20 protein-coding genes are annotated in these 19,660 nt (G+C 65.7%); 3 read left to right on the top strand and 17 right to left on the bottom strand.

Annotated elements, in window-relative coordinates; all coding sequences use genetic code 11:
- Positions 1-219: 219 nt before the first annotated feature.
- The 17 genes from G333_RS0113605 to ffh form a co-directional block, all read right to left on the bottom strand.
- The gene (locus tag G333_RS0113605; protein WP_019628696.1) at positions 220-2,337 is read right to left on the bottom strand and encodes a TonB-dependent receptor domain-containing protein; all 2,118 of its coding nucleotides are present in this window, start codon (positions 2,335-2,337) and stop codon (positions 220-222) included.
- Positions 2,338-2,592: 255 nt separating this feature from the next.
- On the bottom strand, positions 2,593-2,766 hold the full coding sequence (gene hemP, locus G333_RS14985; RefSeq protein ID WP_019563602.1) for a hemin uptake protein HemP: 174 nt from the start codon (positions 2,764-2,766) through the stop codon (positions 2,593-2,595).
- Positions 2,763-3,179 (bottom strand): biopolymer transporter ExbD, encoded by a 417-nt coding sequence (locus tag G333_RS0113615; RefSeq protein WP_018145328.1) that lies wholly within the window; start codon positions 3,177-3,179, stop codon positions 2,763-2,765. The genes hemP and G333_RS0113615 overlap by 4 nt, the downstream gene beginning before the upstream one ends.
- Positions 3,180-3,182: 3 nt before the next feature.
- Positions 3,183-3,932, bottom strand: coding sequence for a MotA/TolQ/ExbB proton channel family protein (locus G333_RS0113620; RefSeq protein WP_018169164.1), 750 nt, complete (start codon positions 3,930-3,932; stop codon positions 3,183-3,185).
- Positions 3,933-3,974: 42 nt separating this feature from the next.
- Entirely contained in the window at positions 3,975-4,727 is a 753-nt protein-coding gene (locus G333_RS14990; RefSeq protein ID WP_369791822.1) for an energy transducer TonB, read from the bottom strand.
- Positions 4,728-5,219: 492 nt separating this feature from the next.
- Positions 5,220-5,702, bottom strand: coding sequence for a peptidylprolyl isomerase (locus tag G333_RS0113635; protein ID WP_018169167.1), 483 nt, complete (start codon positions 5,700-5,702; stop codon positions 5,220-5,222).
- Positions 5,703-5,810: 108 nt separating this feature from the next.
- Positions 5,811-7,721 carry a molecular chaperone HtpG gene (gene htpG / locus G333_RS0113640; protein ID WP_019628698.1) on the bottom strand — a complete coding sequence of 637 codons (1,911 nt, stop codon included), beginning with the start codon at positions 7,719-7,721 and terminating at the stop codon, positions 5,811-5,813.
- A complete protein-coding gene (locus tag G333_RS0113645; protein WP_019563605.1) occupies positions 7,718-8,626 on the bottom strand; it encodes a 23S rRNA (adenine(2030)-N(6))-methyltransferase RlmJ in 909 nt (302 codons plus the stop codon). Before G333_RS0113645 ends, htpG begins: the two co-directional genes overlap by 4 nt.
- A gap of 90 nt (positions 8,627-8,716) precedes the next feature.
- A complete protein-coding gene (gene soxX, locus G333_RS0113650; protein ID WP_026313007.1) occupies positions 8,717-9,403 on the bottom strand; it encodes a sulfur oxidation c-type cytochrome SoxX in 687 nt (228 codons plus the stop codon).
- Between the two features lie 240 nt (positions 9,404-9,643).
- Positions 9,644-10,336, bottom strand: a complete 693-nt coding sequence (gene soxX, locus G333_RS0113655) for a sulfur oxidation c-type cytochrome SoxX (RefSeq protein WP_019628699.1) — start codon at positions 10,334-10,336, stop codon at positions 9,644-9,646.
- Positions 10,337-10,364: 28 nt separating this feature from the next.
- The gene (gene soxA, locus G333_RS0113660) at positions 10,365-11,174 is read right to left on the bottom strand and encodes a sulfur oxidation c-type cytochrome SoxA (RefSeq protein ID WP_018169171.1); all 810 of its coding nucleotides are present in this window, start codon (positions 11,172-11,174) and stop codon (positions 10,365-10,367) included.
- Between the two features lie 442 nt (positions 11,175-11,616).
- A complete protein-coding gene (locus tag G333_RS0113665) occupies positions 11,617-12,183 on the bottom strand; it encodes a methylated-DNA--[protein]-cysteine S-methyltransferase (protein ID WP_026330525.1) in 567 nt (188 codons plus the stop codon).
- 23 nt (positions 12,184-12,206) lie between these two features.
- Entirely contained in the window at positions 12,207-12,563 is a 357-nt protein-coding gene (rplS, locus tag G333_RS0113670; RefSeq protein ID WP_018145318.1) for a 50S ribosomal protein L19, read from the bottom strand.
- A gap of 9 nt (positions 12,564-12,572) precedes the next feature.
- Entirely contained in the window at positions 12,573-13,340 is a 768-nt protein-coding gene (gene trmD / locus G333_RS0113675) for a tRNA (guanosine(37)-N1)-methyltransferase TrmD (protein WP_018952206.1), read from the bottom strand.
- 10 nt (positions 13,341-13,350) lie between these two features.
- Entirely contained in the window at positions 13,351-13,860 is a 510-nt protein-coding gene (gene rimM / locus G333_RS0113680; protein WP_019628701.1) for a ribosome maturation factor RimM, read from the bottom strand.
- Positions 13,861-13,897: 37 nt separating this feature from the next.
- Positions 13,898-14,161: a 30S ribosomal protein S16 gene (rpsP, locus tag G333_RS0113685; protein ID WP_018145315.1), complete on the bottom strand. Its 264-nt coding sequence runs from the start codon at positions 14,159-14,161 to the stop codon at positions 13,898-13,900.
- A 135-nt stretch (positions 14,162-14,296) separates the two neighbouring features.
- Entirely contained in the window at positions 14,297-15,685 is a 1,389-nt protein-coding gene (ffh, locus tag G333_RS0113690) for a signal recognition particle protein (protein WP_018175870.1), read from the bottom strand.
- 199 nt (positions 15,686-15,884) lie between these two features.
- Between ffh and G333_RS0113695 the strand changes: the two genes are divergently transcribed.
- The 3 genes from G333_RS0113695 (at position 15,885) to radA (ending at position 19,418) form a co-directional block, all read left to right on the top strand.
- The gene (locus tag G333_RS0113695; RefSeq protein WP_019628702.1) at positions 15,885-16,685 is read left to right on the top strand and encodes an inner membrane protein YpjD; all 801 of its coding nucleotides are present in this window, start codon (positions 15,885-15,887) and stop codon (positions 16,683-16,685) included.
- Positions 16,686-16,785: 100 nt separating this feature from the next.
- Positions 16,786-18,072, top strand: a complete 1,287-nt coding sequence (locus G333_RS0113700) for an HlyC/CorC family transporter (RefSeq protein ID WP_019628703.1) — start codon at positions 16,786-16,788, stop codon at positions 18,070-18,072.
- Positions 18,072-19,418, top strand: coding sequence for a DNA repair protein RadA (gene radA / locus G333_RS0113705; RefSeq protein WP_019563611.1), 1,347 nt, complete (start codon positions 18,072-18,074; stop codon positions 19,416-19,418). Before G333_RS0113700 ends, radA begins: the two co-directional genes overlap by 1 nt.
- The last annotated feature ends 242 nt before the right edge of the window (positions 19,419-19,660 follow it).

The following is a 19,660-nucleotide window of genomic DNA, read 5'->3' on the forward strand; positions in this document are numbered from 1 at the left end:
TTCTCCTTTACCGTAAGGGTCCTTTCTCGCTTCGCCCCCAGTACCCGACAGTTACCCGTCGAACCGGGGACACTCGGGGCGTTCGACCGGGAAGCCCAACATACGATCCGTCTTGCCGGAAACCCGCCCTCCAGAATGTGACGGGCTGCCGATTCCGGTTTCCCATACAAGAAGACCGCACCCGAGGAAGGTGCGGTCTTCGATGCAAGAGACACCGGCTCAGAACCGATGCGTCAACCCGACCGAGAACGTACGCGGTTCGTTGGGCCGGGCACCGTCCGGGGAGCGGGAGATGATTTGTTGCTCATCCAGCACATTGCTCACCCGGGCATAGAGGTCGGTGTTCCTGCCCAGGGGATACTGGCTCACCAGGTCGATCGTGGTCAGCGACTCGGTGCGGTCGAATGCGCCCGTGCTCCGGTTACAGCCATCGCTGTTGCAGGTCGCGTCGATGTACTTCACGACCGCGTAGTGGTTCCAGCCACTCGCGTGCTCGAGGCCCCCTCGAAGGCTGAACTGGTGGCGCGGGACCCCCTGCAAGCGATCGCCCTCTTGCTGCCCCGAGGCCGGGTTGTCCGCGCTGGCCTTGGCGCTGGTGTAGGTGTAGCTGGCCTCCAGGGGCGCGTGGAAGGATCCCAGGTCCATCCCCGTGGAAGCCCGCAGCTCCAGTCCGGAGATGACCGCCTCCCCGGTCGTGAAGGTCCCGGAGGTGGAACCGTCCGAGCAGGGCGTCGCCACCGAGCAGTTCTGCACGAAGTCGGAGAAATCGCTGTAGAAACCAATCGCCTCGACAAACGCATGGTCGCCCTGATACCGGGCGCCCAGTTCCCAGTTCGTGCTGGTTTCCGGGTCCTGGTCTTCGGTCGCACCGCCCCCCAGGGGAGCAAACCCACGGTGAACCCCCGCCAGCAGTTGCCAGCGATCCGTGAAGTCGTAGGTGAGCGAGGCCCCGGGCAGCCAGACGCTGCTCGAATTGGAGCGCCGCGAATCCACGACGTTACGCTGCGTGTCGGCATACTGGGTCCGCGAGGTCTCGACATCCTCGTAGCGCAGCAGCAGGTTGGCGGTCAGCCGGTCACTGACGTACCACTCGTCGGCGAGCCAGAAGCTCCAGGCCTGCGCATCCTCGAACCGGTTGTTGCTGCCCGTCGGCTGGATGGTCTCCTGATAGACGAGGGAACCGTTCACCTGATCGTAGATGTCGTCCGGCTGGAAGCGATCCATCTCGTCCTGGTGGTAGCGGGCACCCACGCGCAGCCAGTGGTCCCCGAAGTCCATGCCCAGTTCGGTCTGGATGCCCTCGGAGACATATTCGCGGTTGTTGTTGCGGTAAGTCAGTCCCGCCACATCGTCCTCGCCCCGGAGGATTCGTTGCGCGCTCGCATCGCCCCGATTGGCGTCGTCAATGAATGCGCCACCTCCGCCCAGCTTGAACCAGTTTCGGGCGAATTCGTTGCGGTACAACGTGGTGGTCATGCGCACGCGCTCGGACCAGTCGATGTCATGCGTGACGCTCAGACCGAGGTGGTCGTTCTCCATCTGATCGATCTCGGACAGGCCATAGCGCCGGTTGGGATCACGCGCGAAATCCGCGTCGGTCAGGCCAAGATAGGTCTCGTTGGACGTTTCCTCCGAGTACTGGACCTTGGCCTCGATGCTCTGGCGCTCGCCATCCCAGCGCAGCTTGCCGACATAGTCCTGGATGTCGTAGCCGGTATCGCGGTGGCTGCGATCGATATCCTTGAAGCCGGCCCCGTTGCGCTGGACGGTCTCGACCATGTAGCTCCAGTCACCGGAGCGATCCCCGAACATCGCGTGCACGTCGGTGCCGCCCCGATCGTTCACCACCGTCTCGATGGAACCTTCGCGTTCCCGGGGGATGGGCGTGGATACCAGATTGATCACACCCCCGGTGGTCTGCGGCCCGTGGCGCAACAGCGGGGCCCCCTTGAGCACTTCGATCTCGTTGATCCGCATCGTGGTCGGGAAATAATAGGCCGCCGGGTTGGAATACGGTGCCGGGGCAATCAGCACGTTGTCCTCCATCAGGGTCACCTTGCTGCTGCGGCCCGGAGGCGCCGCACGGATCCCGATATTGGGGCGCAGACCCGCCCCGTCTTCCTCCTGCACATACACGCCGGGCACGGTCTTGAGCGCCTGGTGGATGTCCGTGGTCCCTTCGGTTTCCAGCTGTTCGCGACCCACCACGGCCGCCGAGCCGGGCAGCCGCTGCGTCGCGGTCACGTCTCCGAGGATTTGCACCGGCGCCAGCCAGGCCTCGGTTCCGGAGCCGGCTGTCGGGGCGGCCTCGTCGGCATGCAGCGCGGGAATCCCCACGGCCCCGGCAATTGCGAGTACGACGGCACGTCGCCTCCATACCCCGGAGTTGCGCGAGTGGTCGGCGGGTCGTGCGATTCGGCGGCTTGCCAGATGGTTTCGAGCCATGGTTGTCTCCCTTGAGTTGGCCAGCATCAACACCGACACGGACGCCGGGGCGCCGCGGATCGGTGGCGGATTGGAGGCTGGCTGAGGGAGAGGCTCCCCTGGCTGGCAGGTGCCACGGTGTGGACCGCGGCCGGTGTTTCACGGGGTTTACTTGGTCAGGATCAGCTTGTCGTTGGCGGTCCGGCGCAGGGTGTACCACTCGCCGCGGTGGCAGATGCGGATCTTCCGCGCGGGGCCCAGCAGCTGTTCGCTGGCAATCTCGCGCGGACCCGGATCCTGGCGGACAGCCGGCTTGCCGGGTGGATGCGTTCCGGAATTCATTGTTCCCCCTCCGGTTCGGAGACGAAGGCCATGCGGCTCACCCCGGACTGGCGCACCTCGGCCATCACCCGGGCCAGGCGTTCGTAACGCGTGTCACGATCCGCGCGCAGATAGATCGCGATGTCTGGTTGTGTCTCCAGCGCCTCGCGCAGGCGCGCCGGGAGACGCTCCAGCGAGACCGACTCGTTGTTCCAGTACAGGTCGCCGCTTCCGTCCAGGGACAGCGTCACGCTGTCCGGCAGCTCGTCCACCGGCTCGCTGGTGGCCTGAGGAAGATCCAGGTCCACCGAGTGGGTAATCACCGGTGCAGTGATGATGAAGATCACCAGCAGCACCAGCATCACGTCCACCAGCGGGATCACGTTCATGTCCGACATTGGTTCGCTGGTGTCGCCCATGCGTCCGAAGGCCATGGCTTAGCCCTCCTGGTGCAGGCCGTCGTCCGGCAGTGCATGCGGATCGGTGCGACGGTCACGCGCCTCGCGAGCATTGCCGGGCTTCAGGTCAGAGTGCATCAGCAGCGCATGCACATCGTGTGCAAAGGCCTCGAAGTCCTGATGCAACAGGCGCTGGGAGCGATTGAAGATGTTGAAGAAGGCCACCGCCGGGATCGCCGCGGCCAGGCCGGCGGCGGTCGCCACCAGGGCCTCGCCGAGCGGGCCCGCCACCAGATCCATGGACACCGACGACTCCTGTGAGATGTCGATCAGGGCGCCATGGATACCCCAGACGGTACCGAGGAGTCCGACAAAGGGCGCCAGCGCCCCGACCGAGGCGAACACGATATTGCCGGCCTGCATGCGCAGCAGCTGCCGGTCCATCGCCTGGCGAATCCGGCGCACCACGTGGTCGTCCAGGCGCTGCTCGGCCTTGTCCGACCCATCACGCACCCCGCGGTAGTCGTCGAACGCGGCAAACGCCTCCTGACCGATCACCGCCAGCGGGCCGCGCTGGTCGTGGATCGCATCGTGGAAGGCCGGCGCCGTCTGGCTGGCATCGAAGGCCGCCAACGCGGCGCGGTTGTCGCGACGCACGCCAATCAGCGTCAGCAGCTTGCTCGCGGCAATCGCCCAGGTCGCCACGGACATCAGCAGCAGGATCGCGAAGACCGCGACCAGCACCGGGTCACCATGGCGAAACACGTAGAAGACATCGAACTCGTTCATGCAATCATCCCCGGCTGCGCAGCGCCTCATGCGCCGGCCTTGTCATCGAATCGAAAAATCCATCGGTACGAGCACCACGCCCTCCACCGCGCGTCCCCCACGGCGGGCAGGCTCGAACTCCCAATGCTCGATCGCCGCCTCGGCGGCATCGTCCAGGCGCCGGTGGCCGCTGCTCTCCTCCACCGACCAGTCCAGCGGCTGCCCCTGCGCGGAGACCCGGACTCGCAGCAGGACGGTACCCTCCTCCCCTCGGCGCAACGAGATTCGCGGATAGTCCGGCGGCGGGTTATTCAGGTACTCCGCCCCGAACCCCGGCTCCTCGAAGGGCTCGTCCTCTTGGCCCACCGGACCACCGGGGGCCGCCTCCGTCGCCGGCTCCTGGTCTTCGGCCGGCCCGGACGCGCCCGAACGACTCGGTTCTGGCTCCGGTTCTGGCTCCGGTTCTGGCTCCGGTTCTGGCTCCGGTTCTGGCTCTGGCTCTGGCTCTGGCTCTGGCTCTGGCTCTGGCTCCGGCTCCGGCTCTGGCTCCGGCTCCGGCTCCGGCTCCGGCTCTGGTTCCGGCTCTGGTTCCGGCTCTGGTTCCGGCTCTGGTTCCGGCTCTGGTTCCGGCTCTGGTTCCGGCTCTGGTTCCGGCTCTGGTTCCGGTTCCGGTTCCGGTTCCGGTTCCGGTTCCGGTTCCGGTTCCGGTTCCGGTTCCTCAAGTGTCCCGGTCACGGCGTCGGGTTCAACGACCGCCGTTTCTTGCCCGGTCGGGTCAGGCAACACTGCGTCCAGTTCGACCCAGTGTGCCTCCATGCCCCCGCCCCGGGTGCCAGCCAACTCCGGTGCGGCATCACGCATCACCCATAGCGAGCCCAGTATCCCGCCGTGCAGCGCGAAGCTCACGGCCACGCCCAGCGCCAACGCACGACGACTGCCGGAAGGGGATATGGAAAAACGGTGGGTCATGGATGAGCTAGCTCGCCGCAGGACACGAATGTATAGACGCCTTGACCGAAGAGAAGCTAACCCGCTCGCACATCGGCGCGTATGGGTCACGCATCTCCCGGAATCCGACTATCGCGGCTGGCCGGCGGATTGCCAAGTCACTGCCCACGAACAGAGCGCACCCTACCCTTAATGCGAATGGTTTGCAATACCAGTCGCATATAGCGCCATTCGCTCCGGATCGATACGCAGCAGCCCGGGTCAACTTTCCTCGGGTCCAAAACGATAAAACCCGCCCCGGCGGCACCGGGGCGGGTCGAAAACGGCGGCTAGGCCGGCGGTATCGCCGGCCAGGCGCGATCAGTGCTGGTGACCGCCCTCGCCGTGGGCGTGGCCGTGCTCCAGCTCTTCGGCCGAGGCCTCGCGGACTTCGACAATCTCGACGTCGAAGTTCAGGGTCTCGCCGGCCAGCGGATGGTTGCCATCGACCGTGGCGGTGTCGCCCTCGACCTTGGTCACGGTGACCGTCAGCGGGCCGTTCTCGGTCTGCGCCTGGAACTGCATCCCCGGCTCGACGGATTCGACGCCCTGGAAGGCCTCCATTGGGATCTCCTGAACCATGGCGTCGATCTTCTCGCCATAGCCTTCTTCCGGGGAGACCTTCGCCTGGACCTTGTCACCGGCGGCCTTGCCTTCCAGCTCCTTTTCCAGGCCCGGGACAATCTGGCCTTGTCCGTGCAGGTAGGCCAGCGGCTCGCGGCCTTCGGAGCTGTCGATCTTCTCGCCAGCATCGTTGGTCAGGGTGTAGTGGATGGCCACCACGGCGTTCTGCGCGACTTGCATGGGCTTTGCCCTCTTAATACATGAACTTTTAAGGGTAACGCGGAATATCGCTCCACGTCAGGTCCACCCGCCGGACACGCGGTTTCCGGCGGGTGGGTGTCCGCCGGGTCAGGCGGCCTTCTGCAACAGCAGTCGGTTCAACCGGGCGACGAAGCCGCTCGGGTCCTCCAGCTGCCCGCCCTCGGCCAGCAGGGACTGCTCGAACAGCAAGGAGGCCAGGTCGTTGAACTCGTCGCCTTCCGCGGCCTTGAGGCGTGCGACCAGCGGATGGCCCGGGTTGACCTCCAGCACCGGTTTGCCGGAGAAGGTCTCCTGGCCGGCCTGCTTGAGCAGTTCCTGCAGGTACAGGGCCATCTCGTGCTCGCCGAGCACGATACAGGCCGGGGACTCCACCAACCGCCGCGAGGGCCGCACGCTCTCCACGCGGTCGCCCAGGGCCTGCTGCAGTCGTTCCGGCAGATCGCCCAGGTCGCCCTCCGCGGCTTGTTCGCCGGTCTCGTCCTTCTGCTCGACGTCCTCGCCGATGATCTTGTCCAGGTCCAGGTCACCCTTGGCAACATTCTTGATGGGCTTGCCGTCGAACTCGCGCAGGTGGGACAGCAGCCACTCGTCGACCCGGTCCGACAGCAACAGGACCTCGATCCCGTGCTTGCGGAAGATCTCCAGGTGCGGGCTGTTGCGCGCGGCGGAGGCATTGTCGGCAGTGATCAGGTAGATCGCCTCCTGGCCCTCCTTCATGCGCTCGAGGTAATCCGCCAGCGCGACGTTCTGGGTGTCGTCGCTGTTATGGGTGCTGGCAAAGCGCAGCAACTTGGCGATCGCCTCCAGGTTGGCGAAATCCTCGCCCGGGCCCTCCTTCAGCACCCGCCCGAAGTTCTGCCAGATCTCGGCGTACGCCTCGGGCTCGTTCTTGGCGATGCTTTCCAGCAGCCCCAGGATCTTCTTCACCGAACCGGAGCGGATCGAGTCCACCAGGCGGTTGTCCTGCAGGATCTCGCGCGAGACGTTCAGCGGCAGGTCCGCCGAGTCCACCACCCCGCGCACGAAACGCAGGTAGTTGGGCAGCAGCTTGTCCGCGTCGTCCATGATGAACACCCGCTTCACGTAGAGCTTTACACCGTGGCGGGCATCGCGATCCCAAAGGTCGAACGGCGCGCGCTTCGGGATGTAGAACAGCGTGGTGTATTCCTGCCGGCCCTCCACGTGGTTGTGGGTCCAGGCGGCCGGATCCTCGAAGTCGTGCGCGACGTGCTTGTAGAACTCCCGGTATTCCTCGTCGCTGATCTCGCTCTTCGAGCGGGTCCACAGCGCGCTGGCACGGTTCACGGTCTCCCAGTCGTCGGTAGAGTTGCCCTCCTCGTCCTGCTTGCGCATGCGGATCGGGAACGCCACATGGTCCGAGTAGCGCCCGATAATGTGGCGCAGACGCACGGGCTCGAGAAACTCGCCAGCGTCTTCCTTCAGGGTCAGGGTGATCTCGGTCCCGGCCTCGGTGCGCTCGCATGGGGCAATGGTGTATTCACCATCGCCACGCGACTCCCAGCGGGTACCCGCATCCTGTTCGCTGCCGGCGCGGCGCGTCTCCAGGCGCACGTGGTCGGCGACGATGAACGACGAGTAGAAACCCACCCCGAACTGACCAATCAGCTGAGAATCCTTTTTCTGGTCGCCAGTCAGCTTCTCTAGAAACGCCTTGGTACCCGAGCGTGCGATGGTGCCGATATGTTCGACCACCTCGTCACGTGACATGCCGATGCCGTTGTCGCGCACCGTAACGGTCCGCGCCTCCGCGTCCACCTCGACGTCAATCACCAGCTCCGCCGGCTGCGGGATCGCGTCCGGCTGGGCCAGGGCCTCGAAACGCAGCTTGTCACAGGCATCGGCGCCGTTGGAGATCAACTCACGCAGGAAGATCTCGCGATTGGAATAAAGCGAGTGGATCATCAGCTGCAGAAGCTGGCTGACCTCGGTCTCGAAGCGGCGAGTTTCGGTGCTGGGTTCGGTCTGGGTTTCGGTCATGGCGTGCGTGTCCCTTGATTGTTCTCGACACGTCGTAAGGTAGGGTCGCCTGTCCCGTTTTCAAGGACCGCGGCCTGGTAAAGTCCGCCCGCTCCTTCCGGATCCAGCAGTGCCCAGACCGGCGCGAGCAGCTCCGGAAGCTGCTCCTCCAGCTGCCACGGCGGACGCAGCACGAGCATCCCGGAGCCCGCCAGCCCGAGGTGGCGCTCCGGGTCGGCAGCGATACGCAACTCGCTGACCAGCCAGGGATCGTCCAGCTCGGCGCGTAACTGTTCGCGCATCGGGTGATCCGGCCGGCCTGCGAGAATGGGGTACCAGACCAGGATGATCCCGGTGTTCCAGCGCCGACGGATGGTCGCCACCATCTCCGCCACCTCGCGATACTCCGACTTGCGCTCGTAGGACGGGTCCAGCAGGACCAGACCGCGGCGTGGCTCCGGCGGAAACAGCGCTCGCGCGGCCTCGCGCGCGTCACGCTTGTGCACATGGCAGCGTGAATCGCCGGCGAGGCGCGTCTGCAGCCGATCATAGGCCTCCGGATGGAGTTCGCACGCGATCAGGCGATCGCGTTCGCGCAACCGCGCCTGAATCAGCAACGGGGACCCCGGATATTCCGTAAGGCGCGGGGGCTTCGGCTGCATCCCCCGCAGCGTCTGCAAGAACGTGCGTCCCGCGGATGGCCAGACCGGATCCGCAGACCACAGGCGTGCGATACCGGAGGTGGCCTCGTCGGTCTTGCGTGCCCGCGCGCTGGTCAGGTCGTAGCCCCCGGCGCCGGCGTGCAGGTCCACGGCCACGAAGGGTTTCTCGCGCCCACGCAGCGATTCCAGAACCTGCCACAGGACCAGGTGCTTGTGGACGTCGGCAAAATTGCCGGCGTGGTAGTCATGTTGGTAGCTGAGCATGCGTCCCTCAAACAAAAAGCCACCGCGAGGGTACCCGCGGTGGCTCAAGAAGGGCAGCCCGGAAGGACCGCCCTCGACCGTGTGAACGGCTTACTGGTTGACCGGCGAGTCCGGATCCAGAAGATACGCCATGACGTGTGCAATCTGTTCCTCGCTGAGGAAGTTGTTGCGTCCGAACCGCGGCATCTTGGTGCACGGGAAGTACTGGTGGGGGTTGGACACCACCTGGTGCACGTAATTCACCACCGAACTGTCATTACCGCGGGTGGCCCCGTAACCGGCCAGGCTCGGGCCCAGGGTGCCGTAAAGCTCCTCGGCCGGATCCATCTGATGGCAGGCGTAACAGTTACCGCCTGCCTCGCGGGTACCATGGTCATCGTTTCGATGACCGATACGGTAGCCATACCCGGAGCGCGCCAACTCGGCGCCACGGCGCCAGTTGCCCAGGCGCGGACCACCCGGCGGCGCCTCGTAGCTTTCGCGGGCCATGGCGATCACCTCGCCTGCGGTCCCGGAATCCGGATCGCCCTCGATCGAACAGGCGGCCTGAATGCCATCCTGCACCATGCGATCACGGGCCGACCCACCTTCCTGCGCCTCCTGCTCGAAACGATAACTGTCCGTTTCCAGCACGAGGTAATCTGCCAATTCGTCGGCGCTCATCGCCGTAATGTCGACCTCGCCACTGGTTTCGCCCATCCAGCCATCGCAACCCGCGATCAGCACCGTGGACGCCAGAACGGCCAAGCCCGCCCCAACTGTCTTGTTCCTAAGCATCCCTGATGTCTCCTCTTGCGTCGGCTATTGCCGCTTCTTGCCGATCATCGTGCCGGCGTCTTCCAGGCGTAGGCCCGGCTGCCTCCAGGCCCGATGGAGAACAGGTCCCGGATCAACGGCCCATGGCCGCAAAGTAGATAGACCCATGCGCGGGTCCGTCAGGAAAAACCACCGCGAGCCCTCCCGCGGTGGTTCAAAAAAGGGCAGCCCCGGAAGGCTGCCCTAGAACCAGCGTGTGGCTTACTGGTTGTTGACCGGCGACTCCGGATCCAGCAGGTAAGCCATGATATGGCTAATCTGCTCGTCGCTCAGGAGCTGGTGACGGTCGGAGTTGAACCGCGGCATCTCGGTGCACGGGAAGTACTGGTGAGGATTGGAAATCACCTCGTGCACGTAATTCAGCACCGCTTCGCTGGTACCACGGTTGGCACCGTAGTTCTGCAGGCTCGGGCCGATGGTCCCCTGCTCGGAAACCCGCGGGTCGAACACGTGGCAGTTGTAGCAGTTGCCGCCCGCCTCACGCTGACTGTGGTTGTCCGTGTTGTGACCCTGGCGGTAGCCATAACCGGAGTTCGCCAGTTCGGCACCCTTGCGCCAGTCACCCAGCTCCACGCCGCCTTCCGGACGCTCGTAGCCGGCACGCGCCATGGCCACGACGCGGCCGGCGGTTTCGCCATCCGGATCGCCTTCCATGGAGCAGGCCTTCTGCAGCTCGTCCTGGGTCATGCGATCACGCCAGGAACCGCCTTCCTGCATCTCCTGGTCACGGAAGCTGTCCGTTTCGAAGATGAGATGCTCGGCCAGCTCGTCAGCGCTCATCGCGGTGATGTCGACATCCGAACCCTTGCTTCCATCGGCAACGGCGCAACCAGCGGCGAGGGCGACGGATGCGAACGCGGCCATGCCGGCCGCAACAGCATTCTTTTTAAACATACTTGGTGTCTCCTATTGCGTCCGTAGATTACCGCTTCAGGTCGGGCAGGATGGCCGGTTCGCCACGCGCCGCATCGTTCCAGAACGAGATCAGGGCGGTGTTGACCGGGGTATCGTGCTTGATACCAGCGTGGCGCATCTGCCACACGCAACCACGGATACGGTGGTTCTGGCTACGCACGTTGTCGTGACCGGCGCGGTGGGCGGGCCAGGAAACAGCCTTCGTCCATTCCTGCCCATTGCGCATCTCGGGCAGCACGGAGGCACGGATCTGCTTGCCGGAATCGCCATGGCAGCTGGCGCAGTTGAAGTCCATCGCGCCACCGCGGCGGAAGAACAGCTTTTCGCCCGCATCGCGCATGGCCTGCTCTTCCGGGTGATCCAGCGGCGGATTCCACGCCATACCGGAGGACTGGTGGGCAATGTAGGTGGTCAGCTTCATGATGTCGGAGCCGTTGCCGTGACGCTGGCCGACGGCGGCATCATCGCTGGTAAAGCCCTGCAGCTCCTTCATGCAGTGCACCAGGCGCATTTCGAAGTCCATCACCTTGCCGGTGTCTTCGAAGTAGCGCGGCAGCTCGACATAGGCGCCGTCCAGCTCGCCCGGCCCCTTGCCGAAGTCGCAGCCTTCCAGGGAGACGTTGTTCGGGCCGCGCTGGGCGTAGAACAGGTCCTCGCCTTCCTCGACCAGCCACAGGGCCGGGTTGTCCGGCATCATCATGATGTTCATTTCACTCTGATGCAGGTAGGCGGAATCGGGGTTGTTCTGCAGCAGGTTCTGCAGGACATCATTGGGGTCTTGCCATTCGCCGGCCTGAGCCGCAGCCCCAACAGCCATTGCTACGGGCAACGCAAGCAATGCTTTCTTGAACATGGAAACCTCCATCACACGGGTTTTTTTTCGATTGAGCCCGGGACTGATCTGGCCCGGACCTGTGTAGCAGAGTGCTGAACCCGAGTCCGCGCTGTCAACACAAAAGACTATATTAGCGTTTGCTAAAAGGCTGTTTTGCAACGGTTCTTGGGGATCAACACCGAGGGGCAGACGATGGTTTCCCCTTTATTATTCCCCCCTTTCCAGATTTTTTTCGGGCGCAGTTCAGGCGCGCCCTGAGCGACAAACCCCTGATGTCGCGTGCGAATATCCGAGAACCATGGCCAGCCCGAGCACGGCGGGCTAACGCAGCCTCCACGGAATAGCGGGCTAGAAAGAGAAAAGCACCCAACGCAGGTGCGAGTACGGGGAGGGAGCGGAGAGCTGCGAACAAACCGCCCGAGGGTCAATCGCGACCCAGAACACCCTCATGGACCAGCAGCAGGCGTTTCACCTGGGCCAGCTCTCCAACCTGATCGCCGGCGTAACCGCCGACATCGCTGGAGGTGCGAAAACGCGAGGACACCACGCGGTGGCAGGGGATGAACAAGGGCCAGGGGTTGGCGCGACAGGCCTGCCCCACCGCACGGGGCGCAGAACCGACGCGGGTCGCGATCTCGGAGTAAGTGCGCACCTCGCCCACCGGGATCTCCGACAAGGCGGCCCACACCCGGCGCGCATGGGCGCTGCCGGGGGGTACAGCCGACGTCGGGCGCCAGGCCGTGGCGTCACGACCGTAGCGTTCCGGGTCAAAGCGCGGCGCCTGGAGGTCCGCGCTCGGGATATCCACCAACGGCACCAGGTCCTCGGGGTCGTCCGGATCCTGCCAGTCGCAGGCCAGGACTTCGCCATCGGCGGATTCCAGCCACACAAAAGCCAGCGCGACTCCGGGGAGGAGACAGCGCTGGCTGCGGGTCATCGGACCTGCCGACATCGAATAGTGAAACGCCAGGGGTGGCCGGGGTTCGGCCATGCGCCGAACCCCGGCCGGTCGCGTTACTTCGCGGCCTTGACGTCTTCCTTGATGCGGGCGGCCTTGCCGGTCCGGTCGCGCAGGTAGTACAGCTTGGAACGACGCACCTTGCCGCGGCGCTTCACCTTGATCTCGGCGATCTGCGGGCTGTGGGTCTGGAAGGTACGCTCCACGCCGTTGCCGTAGGAGACCTTGCGCAGGGTGAAGGCGGAGTTGAGGCCGCGGTTGCGCACGGCGATCACCGCGCCCTCAAAGGCCTGCAGACGCTCGCGGTCGCCTTCGCGAACCTTGACCTGCACCACCAAGGTATCGCCGGGCCCGAAGGCGGGCACATCCGACTTCATCTGCTCGGCTTCCAGTTCCTGAATGACGTTATTCATTGCTCGACCTCAATCATCGCTTTCGGTGCGCGAGCCGCCGGTATGGCCACTCGCACGGTATTCGTCCAACAGGGCCGCATCTTCGGCCCCGAGTTCCAGCCGGGCCAGCAGGTCCGGCCGCCGGGCCCAGGTCCTGCCCAGTGCCTCGCGGCGGCGCCAGCGCCGGATCGCGCCATGATCGCCCCCCTTCAGGACCGGCGGCACGGTACGCCCGGCGACCGTCTCCGGGCGCGTGTAGTGCGGGCAATCCAGAAGCCCCGCACTGAACGAGTCCTGCTCGGCGGAATCCGCATGCCCCAGAACCCCGGGTAGCAGGCGGGCACAGCCATCGATCACCGCCATCGCCGCAAGTTCGCCGCCCGAGAGCACGAAGTCGCCCAGCGACCACTCCGCGTCGACCTGCGCCTCGATAAAGCGCTCGTCGATACCCTCGTAGCGCCCGCAGACCAAGGCGACCCGCGGCCGCCCGGCCAGTTCACGCAGCATCGCCTGCCGGATCGGCTGCCCCTGCGGGGTCAGTGCGATCACGTACGGCGTGGCTTCGGCATCCGCCCGCGCCGCATTCAGCGCGGACGCCAGCGGCGCGTATTGCATCACCATGCCGGGACCCCCGCCATATGGCCGGTCGTCCACTGCCTGGTGAACACCGGCGCCCCAGGCACGCGGATTCCAGTATCTCAGTTCCAGCTGACCGCGCTCCACGGCCCGCCCGGTCACTCCGGATTCGCCAACCGCTGCGACCAGCTCCGGAAACAGCGAGATGACGTCGAAACGCATCCGCGCCGCTTCAGAATTCCGGGTCCCAGTCGACCCGCACGCGGCGGGCCTCCAGATCCACGTCCAGCACGTACTGGTCGCGAACCCAGGGGATCAGGCGTTCCCGATCCCCCTGGACTACCAGCACGTCGTTGGCACCGGTCTCGATAAAACCCGAGATGGTTCCCAACACCGCGCCGTCGTTGTTCTCGACAGCCATGCCCAGAAGATCGGCCCAGTAGTAGGCACCATCCTCGGCCGGTGGCAACCAGGCCCGCTCGATCGCGAGTTCGGCACCAATCAACCGGTGCGCCCCATCGCGATCCGCGGCTTCGTGAAACTTCATCACGACGCCCTGGCCATGGCCGCGGCCGCCCTCGACGTCAACCAGGCGCCAATCACTCCCGTGCTGCATCCACAGCTGCGGGAAGTCGGTGATCGCGGCGCGCGGCGCGGTCTCGGAAAAGACCCGCACCCAACCCTTGACGCCATAGACCCCGGACACACGCCCGACGCGGATACGCTCATCCGCCTCATTCATGACCGCAGCCAAGCGTCAGTACAACGGCCGGGCGCCCTCAGGCCGCCGCGGACTGCTGCTGCTTGCGGTAACCCTTGACCAGGTGATTCACACGCTCGGACATGCCGGCGCCGTGACCCAGCCAGTGGTCCACGCGCTCCAGATCGATGCGCAGCGGTTCTTCCTGACCGCGGGCCACCGGGTTGAAGAAACCGATCTGCTCCTTGTAGCCGCTATCGCGACGAGCGCGGGAATCGGTAACCACGATCGAATAAAACGGGCGCTTCTTGGCGCCGCGGCGTAGCAGGCGAATCGTAACCATGTAGTGTTGAACCCCGTGAGTCCGTTTTCTCGAGAAAACGCGCGATTATAACGAATTCGACCGACAACACAAGGGAGAGCTCAGGTCTCCCTTGTGCGCCAGGCCGCCGCACGCACGTGCTTTAGGTAGTTTCTGCTAGCGAAACGGCATCCCGCCGCCGGGGCCCCCCATGCCCCCCATGCCGCCCATCTTGCTCCCCAGGGCCCGCATCATCTTCGATGCGCCGCCCTTGGAGAATTTCTTCATCGCCTTGCTCATTTGGGTGTGTTGCTTGAGCAGACGATTCACATCCTGAATCTGGGTGCCGGAACCAGCGGCAATACGGCGCTTGCGCGAGCCCTTGATCACCTCCGGGTGACGGCGCTCGCGCTCGGTCATCGACGAGATCACCGCCATCATGCGACCGATCTCCTTGTCGTTGGCCTGATTCTTCACCGCATCCGGCAGCTTGCCGCCGCCGGGGAGCTTCTCGAGCATGGAGCTCATGCCGCCCATCTTCTGCATCTGGCCCAGCTGGTCGCGCAGGTCGTTCAGGTCGAAGCCGCGCCCCTTCTTCAACTTGCGGGTCAGCTTCTCGGCCTGATCCTGGTCGACCTGGCGACTGGCCTCCTCGACCAGCGACAGTACGTCGCCCTTGCCGAGGATGCGCGAGGCGATGCGCTCGGGGTGGAACGGCTCCAGGGCATCCGGGCGTTCGCCCATGCCAATGAACTTGATCGGCACGCCGGTGATCTGGCGCACCGAGAGGGCCGCACCCCCACGGGCATCGCCGTCCGCCTTGGTGAGCACCACGCCGGTCAGCGGCAGCGCCTCGCCGAAGGCGCGTGCGGTGTTCGCCGCATCCTGCCCGGTCATGGAATCGACCACGAACAGGGTCTCGATCGGGTCGATCGCCTGATGCAGGGCCTGGACCTCGGCCATCATGTCCTCGTCGACATGCAGGCGGCCCGCGGTATCCACCAGCAGGACCTCGATGCCCTCGCGGCGGGCGCGGGCGACCGCATCCCTGGCGATCGCCTCGGGCTTCTGGCTGGTATCACTGGGATAGAACGTGACTTCGACCTGGCCGGCCAGGGTCTCCAACTGCTGGATTGCCGCCGGACGATAGACGTCACAGCTGACCACTGCGACCTTTTTCTTCTCGCGCTCGCGCAACAGGCGCGCGAGCTTGCCGATACTGGTGGTCTTGCCGGCGCCCTGGAGGCCGGCCACCAGCACCACGGCGGGCGGCTGCTGCGCCAGGTTCAGCGTGGCATTCTCGCCACCCATGGTCGCGATCAGTTCGTCATGGACGACCTTGATCAGGGCCTGGCCGGGGGTCAGGCTGCCGATGACCTCCTTGCCCAGCGCCTTTTCCTTGACGTCCTTGATGAACTCGCGCACCACCGGCAGGGCCACGTCGGCCTCCAGCAGCGCCATGCGCACCTCGCGCAGGGCGTCCTGGACATTGTCCTCCGTGAGCCGCGCCTGACCCTTCAGGCGCTTCATGGTCTCCTGCAGGCGGCTGGAAAGGCCGTCGAACATCACGCGTCCTCGTCTGAATCAGCGGCGGTCGGCGCACATCCACCGACCACGGGACCGCACAGTATACCGCTCTCGCGCTCCGGGATGCAGGCCCACCGCCGGGCAACCGGTCGAGAGATCACAGCGGGGCACCCGAACTGGCGCCGGAACGGCCGTCACCATGTGCAATCCGCCCGCGGAGCGGCGATAATCCGGCGTCATGATCATTGCCATCGGACTCCTCGCCGTCGTGCTGTATCTCGTCACCGCGGGCTACCTGGTTGTCACCGCCCGCCGGCAGCCGCTGACACAGGGCCAGCCGCGGGGGCCCCTGGCCCTGTGGGGGCTCGCGCTGCTCGCCCACCTGGGCGCTCTGCTGCCGATGGTGCTGACCGATACGGGACTCAACCTGTGCCTGGGCAATGCGCTGTCGGCCTCGCTGTGGCTGGTGGCCGCACTGCTATGGCTGACGAGCTGGCGCCACCCCCTGGCCATCCTCGGGGTCGTGATCCTGCCGCTGACCGCGCTGGCCGCCCTCACCGCTCTCCTGTGTGACGGCGATACGCGCTATACCACCTCGGCCGGGATCGACCTGCACATCCTGTTCTCGGCACTGGGCTGGGCGTTCCTCGCGCTGTCCACCGCACAGGCGGCGGTGATGGCCGCCCAGCACCGGGCCCTGCACAACCATCACGCCTCGGGCTTTGTGCGCGCCCTGCCGCCGTTGTTCTCGATGGAGGTGTGGCTGTTCCGGATGATCTTCATCGGCTGGCTGTTCCTCGGGCTCAGCCTGCTGTCCGGGTTGCTGTTCGTGGACAATCTGTTTGCCCAGCACCTGGTCCACAAGACCACACTGTCGATCCTGGCCTGGCTGATCTTCTCCACCCTGCTGATTGGCCGCTGGCGTCTCGGCTGGCGCGGCACCCGCGCACTGGCCTGGACCACCGGCGGCTTTGTCGTGCTGGTGCTGGCCTATTTCGGCTCCAAGCTGGTACTGGAAGTCATCCTCGGACGCATCTGAACGCGGTAACCACGGCTTGACACCCCCGCGGGCCTTGCCTGAAATGATCCCGAGCATGCAGCCCCGCCCGTCCGCCCACCCCTGACCGCAGGCCGCACCCTTGCAAGAGATCCCGCTGTACGTCCTGTTCGGCGCCCTGGTGGTGCTGTTCCTGCTGTCGGCGTTCTTCTCCGGCTCGGAGACGGCGTTGATGGCGTTGAACCGCTATCGCATGCGCCACCGCGCGCAGACCGGCCATCGCGGCGCCCAGCGCGCCGCGCGGCTGCTGGAGAAACCGGATCGACTGATCGGACTGATCCTGCTGGGCAATAATTTCGTCAACATCATGATCGCGCAGATCGCCACCTTCATCGGGTGGCGCCTGTTCGGCGATACCGGCGTGGCCATCGCCACCGGCGTGCTGACCCTGACCCTGCTGATCTTCGCCGAGACCGCACCGAAGACCCTCGCCGCGCTGCACAGCGAACGCGTGGCCTACCCCGCCGCCTGGGTCTACTCTGGACTGATCAAGGTGATGTGGCCGGTGGTCTGGATGATCAACCTGATGGCGAACGGCGTGCTGCGCCTGTTCGGCGTCCATATGAATGCCGACCAGCGCGCCGCACTGAACACCGATGAACTCCGCAGCGTGGTCTCCGAGGCCGGCGCGCTGATCCCGGCCAACCACCAGCGCATGCTGCTGAACCTGCTGGATCTGGAGCGCACCACGGTCGAGGACATCATGATCCCGCGCAACGAGATTGTGGTGATTGACCTGAACGAACCCTGGAACGAGGTCGAGGACCAACTGATCCACGGCAGCTTCACCCGCCTGCCGGTGGTGGAGGGCGAGCTGGACCACATCGTCGGCTTCGTCCATCGCCGCGACGTCCTGCCACTGGTCGAGCGTGACGCGTTCGCCCCCGACGATCTGCGTCAGGTCCTGACCCCGCCTTACTTCATTCCCGAAGGTACGGCGCTCAACCGTCAGCTGATCAACTTCCAGCAACAGAAGAAGCGGATCGGCCTGGTGGTGGACGAGTACGGCGATATCGAGGGGCTGATCACGCTGGAGGACCTGCTAGAGGAGATCGTCGGCGAGTTCACCACCGACTCCCCGGCGATGAGCGACGACCTCCTGCGTCAGGACGACGGCTCGGTCATGGTCGACGGCGGCATTCACCTGCGTGAACTGAACCGGGCCCTGAGCCTGGACCTGCCACAGGACGGCCCGAAGACCCTCAGCGGCCTGATCGTCGAACACCTGGAGAGCATCCCCGAAGCGCCCGTGAGCGTGAAGATCAACGGCGTGGTGATGGACATCGCCCAGATCAAGAACAACACCATCCGCACCGTGCGCGTAGTCGCGCCCGACCTGCCGGAAGCCCCACCGCAGAAGGCCCCCTGATGGCAAAGAGCAAGACCCAGTACGTATGCCAGTCCTGCGGCGCGATCAGCCCCAAGTGGGCCGGCCAGTGCGGCGACTGCGGCGCCTGGAACACCCTGGAGGAGGCCGCTCCGACGGCCAGCGCCGGCCCGCGCGGCGGGTACGCCGGCGCGGTCGCCGGCATTACCCGCCTGGGCGAGGTCGAGCTGGCCGAGGTACCGCGCACCAGCACCGGGTTATCGGAGCTGGATCGCGCCCTGGGGGGCGGCCTGGTCCACGGGTCAGTGGTGCTGCTGGGCGGCGACCCGGGCATCGGCAAGTCCACCCTGCTGCTGCAGACCCTGGCCATGCTGCCCATCGGCGACACGCTCTACGTGACCGGCGAGGAATCGGCCCAGCAAATCGGCATGCGCGCCCGGCGCCTGGGCCTGGAGGTCGACGGGCTGCGCCTGCTGACCGAAACCCAGGTCGAGAACGTGATCGCCACCTGCGAACGCGAGCGCCCGCGCGTACTGGTAATCGACTCCATCCAGACGCTCTACACCGCTGCGCTGCAGTCCGCCCCCGGCTCGGTCGGCCAGGTGCGCGAAAGCGCCGCGGCCCTGGTGCGCATGGCCAAGCAGCGCGGCATCACCGTGATCCTGGTCGGGCACGTGACCAAGGACGGCCAGCTCGCTGGCCCGCGTGTGCTGGAACACATGGTCGATACGGTGCTCTATTTCGAGGGCGACCCGGACGGGCGCTATCGCATGCTGCGCGCGGTGAAGAACCGCTTCGGCGCGGTGAACGAGCTGGGCGTGTTCGCCATGCTGGAGAACGGCTTGAAGGCGGTCTCCAACCCGTCCGCGATCTTCCTGTCACGTCACCAGGGGCCGGTGCCCGGCAGCGTCGTCATGGTGACCCGCGAGGGCACGCGCCCGTTGCTGGTCGAGGTGCAGGCGCTGGTCGCCGAGAGCCATGCCTCGCAGCCGCGGCGGATCACCGTCGGGCTGGAACAGAACCGCCTGACCATGCTCCTGGCCGTGCTGCATCGCCACGGCGGCGTGGCCCTGTTCGACCAGGACGTCTTCATCAACGTGGTGGGCGGCGTACGCGTAACCGAGACTGCCGCCGACCTGCCGATGCTGGCGGCCGCGCTCTCCAGCTTCCGTGATCGCGCCCTGCCGCAGGAGCTGCTGGCGTTCGGCGAGGTCGGCCTGGCCGGCGAGATCCGCCCGGTCCCGAATGGCGAGGAACGCCTGCGCGAAGCGGCCAAGCATGGCTACACCCGCGCCATCGCGCCGGCCGCCAACGCCCCACGCAAGCCGATCAAGGGAATGGAAGTCATTCCCGTCTCGCGCCTCTCCGAAGTCCTCGACGCCCTGTAGCGTCGCCCCCTGCCGCGCCCCGTCGGGCCGGGTTCACCGCCCCGCGCTTACGTGGCTCCGTCCAGCCGCCTGCCTCGATGTGGCTGGCCATGGTTCGGCATCGGGTGTTTACGTGCCTCTGTCTGACCGCCTGCCAGGCGCTGACTCGCCAGCGCGCCGCGAGGTACTTCTTTGCTCGTGCAAAGAAGTACCCAAGAAACACGCCCGACTGCCGCGACCCCGGCCCGCTGCGCGGGCCGGGG

It is taken from the genome of Thioalkalivibrio sp. AKL10, from assembly GCF_000381845.1.
Lineage (GTDB): Bacteria > Pseudomonadota > Gammaproteobacteria > Ectothiorhodospirales > Ectothiorhodospiraceae > Thioalkalivibrio > Thioalkalivibrio versutus.

Bases quoted from the DNA above. Each gene is read 5' to 3' on its own strand.
- trmD (WP_018952206.1), bottom strand. From the start codon at position 13,340: ATGCGTTTCGACGTCATCTCGCTGTTTCCGGAGCTGGTCGCAGCGGTT.
- G333_RS0113665 (WP_026330525.1), bottom strand. From the start codon at position 12,183: ATGGCCGAACCCCGGCCACCCCTGGCGTTTCACTATTCGATGTCGGCA.
- ffh (WP_018175870.1), bottom strand. From the start codon at position 15,685: ATGTTCGACGGCCTTTCCAGCCGCCTGCAGGAGACCATGAAGCGCCTG.
- rplS (WP_018145318.1), bottom strand. From the start codon at position 12,563: ATGAATAACGTCATTCAGGAACTGGAAGCCGAGCAGATGAAGTCGGAT.
- rimM (WP_019628701.1), bottom strand. From the start codon at position 13,860: ATGAATGAGGCGGATGAGCGTATCCGCGTCGGGCGTGTGTCCGGGGTC.
- G333_RS0113620 (WP_018169164.1), bottom strand. From the start codon at position 3,932: ATGAACGAGTTCGATGTCTTCTACGTGTTTCGCCATGGTGACCCGGTG.
- radA (WP_019563611.1), top strand. From the start codon at position 18,072: ATGGCAAAGAGCAAGACCCAGTACGTATGCCAGTCCTGCGGCGCGATC.
- soxX (WP_019628699.1), bottom strand. From the start codon at position 10,336: ATGTTTAAAAAGAATGCTGTTGCGGCCGGCATGGCCGCGTTCGCATCC.
- G333_RS0113615 (WP_018145328.1), bottom strand. From the start codon at position 3,179: ATGGCCTTCGGACGCATGGGCGACACCAGCGAACCAATGTCGGACATG.
- soxX (WP_026313007.1), bottom strand. From the start codon at position 9,403: ATGCTTAGGAACAAGACAGTTGGGGCGGGCTTGGCCGTTCTGGCGTCC.
- soxA (WP_018169171.1), bottom strand. From the start codon at position 11,174: ATGGCTGTTGGGGCTGCGGCTCAGGCCGGCGAATGGCAAGACCCCAAT.
- G333_RS0113695 (WP_019628702.1), top strand. From the start codon at position 15,885: ATGATCATTGCCATCGGACTCCTCGCCGTCGTGCTGTATCTCGTCACC.
- G333_RS0113635 (WP_018169167.1), bottom strand. From the start codon at position 5,702: ATGCAAGTCGCGCAGAACGCCGTGGTGGCCATCCACTACACCCTGACC.
- hemP (WP_019563602.1), bottom strand. From the start codon at position 2,766: ATGAATTCCGGAACGCATCCACCCGGCAAGCCGGCTGTCCGCCAGGAT.
- G333_RS14990 (WP_369791822.1), bottom strand. From the start codon at position 4,727: ATGGAGGCACACTGGGTCGAACTGGACGCAGTGTTGCCTGACCCGACC.
- rpsP (WP_018145315.1), bottom strand. From the start codon at position 14,161: ATGGTTACGATTCGCCTGCTACGCCGCGGCGCCAAGAAGCGCCCGTTT.
- htpG (WP_019628698.1), bottom strand. From the start codon at position 7,721: ATGACCGAAACCCAGACCGAACCCAGCACCGAAACTCGCCGCTTCGAG.
- G333_RS0113645 (WP_019563605.1), bottom strand. From the start codon at position 8,626: ATGCTCAGCTACCAACATGACTACCACGCCGGCAATTTTGCCGACGTC.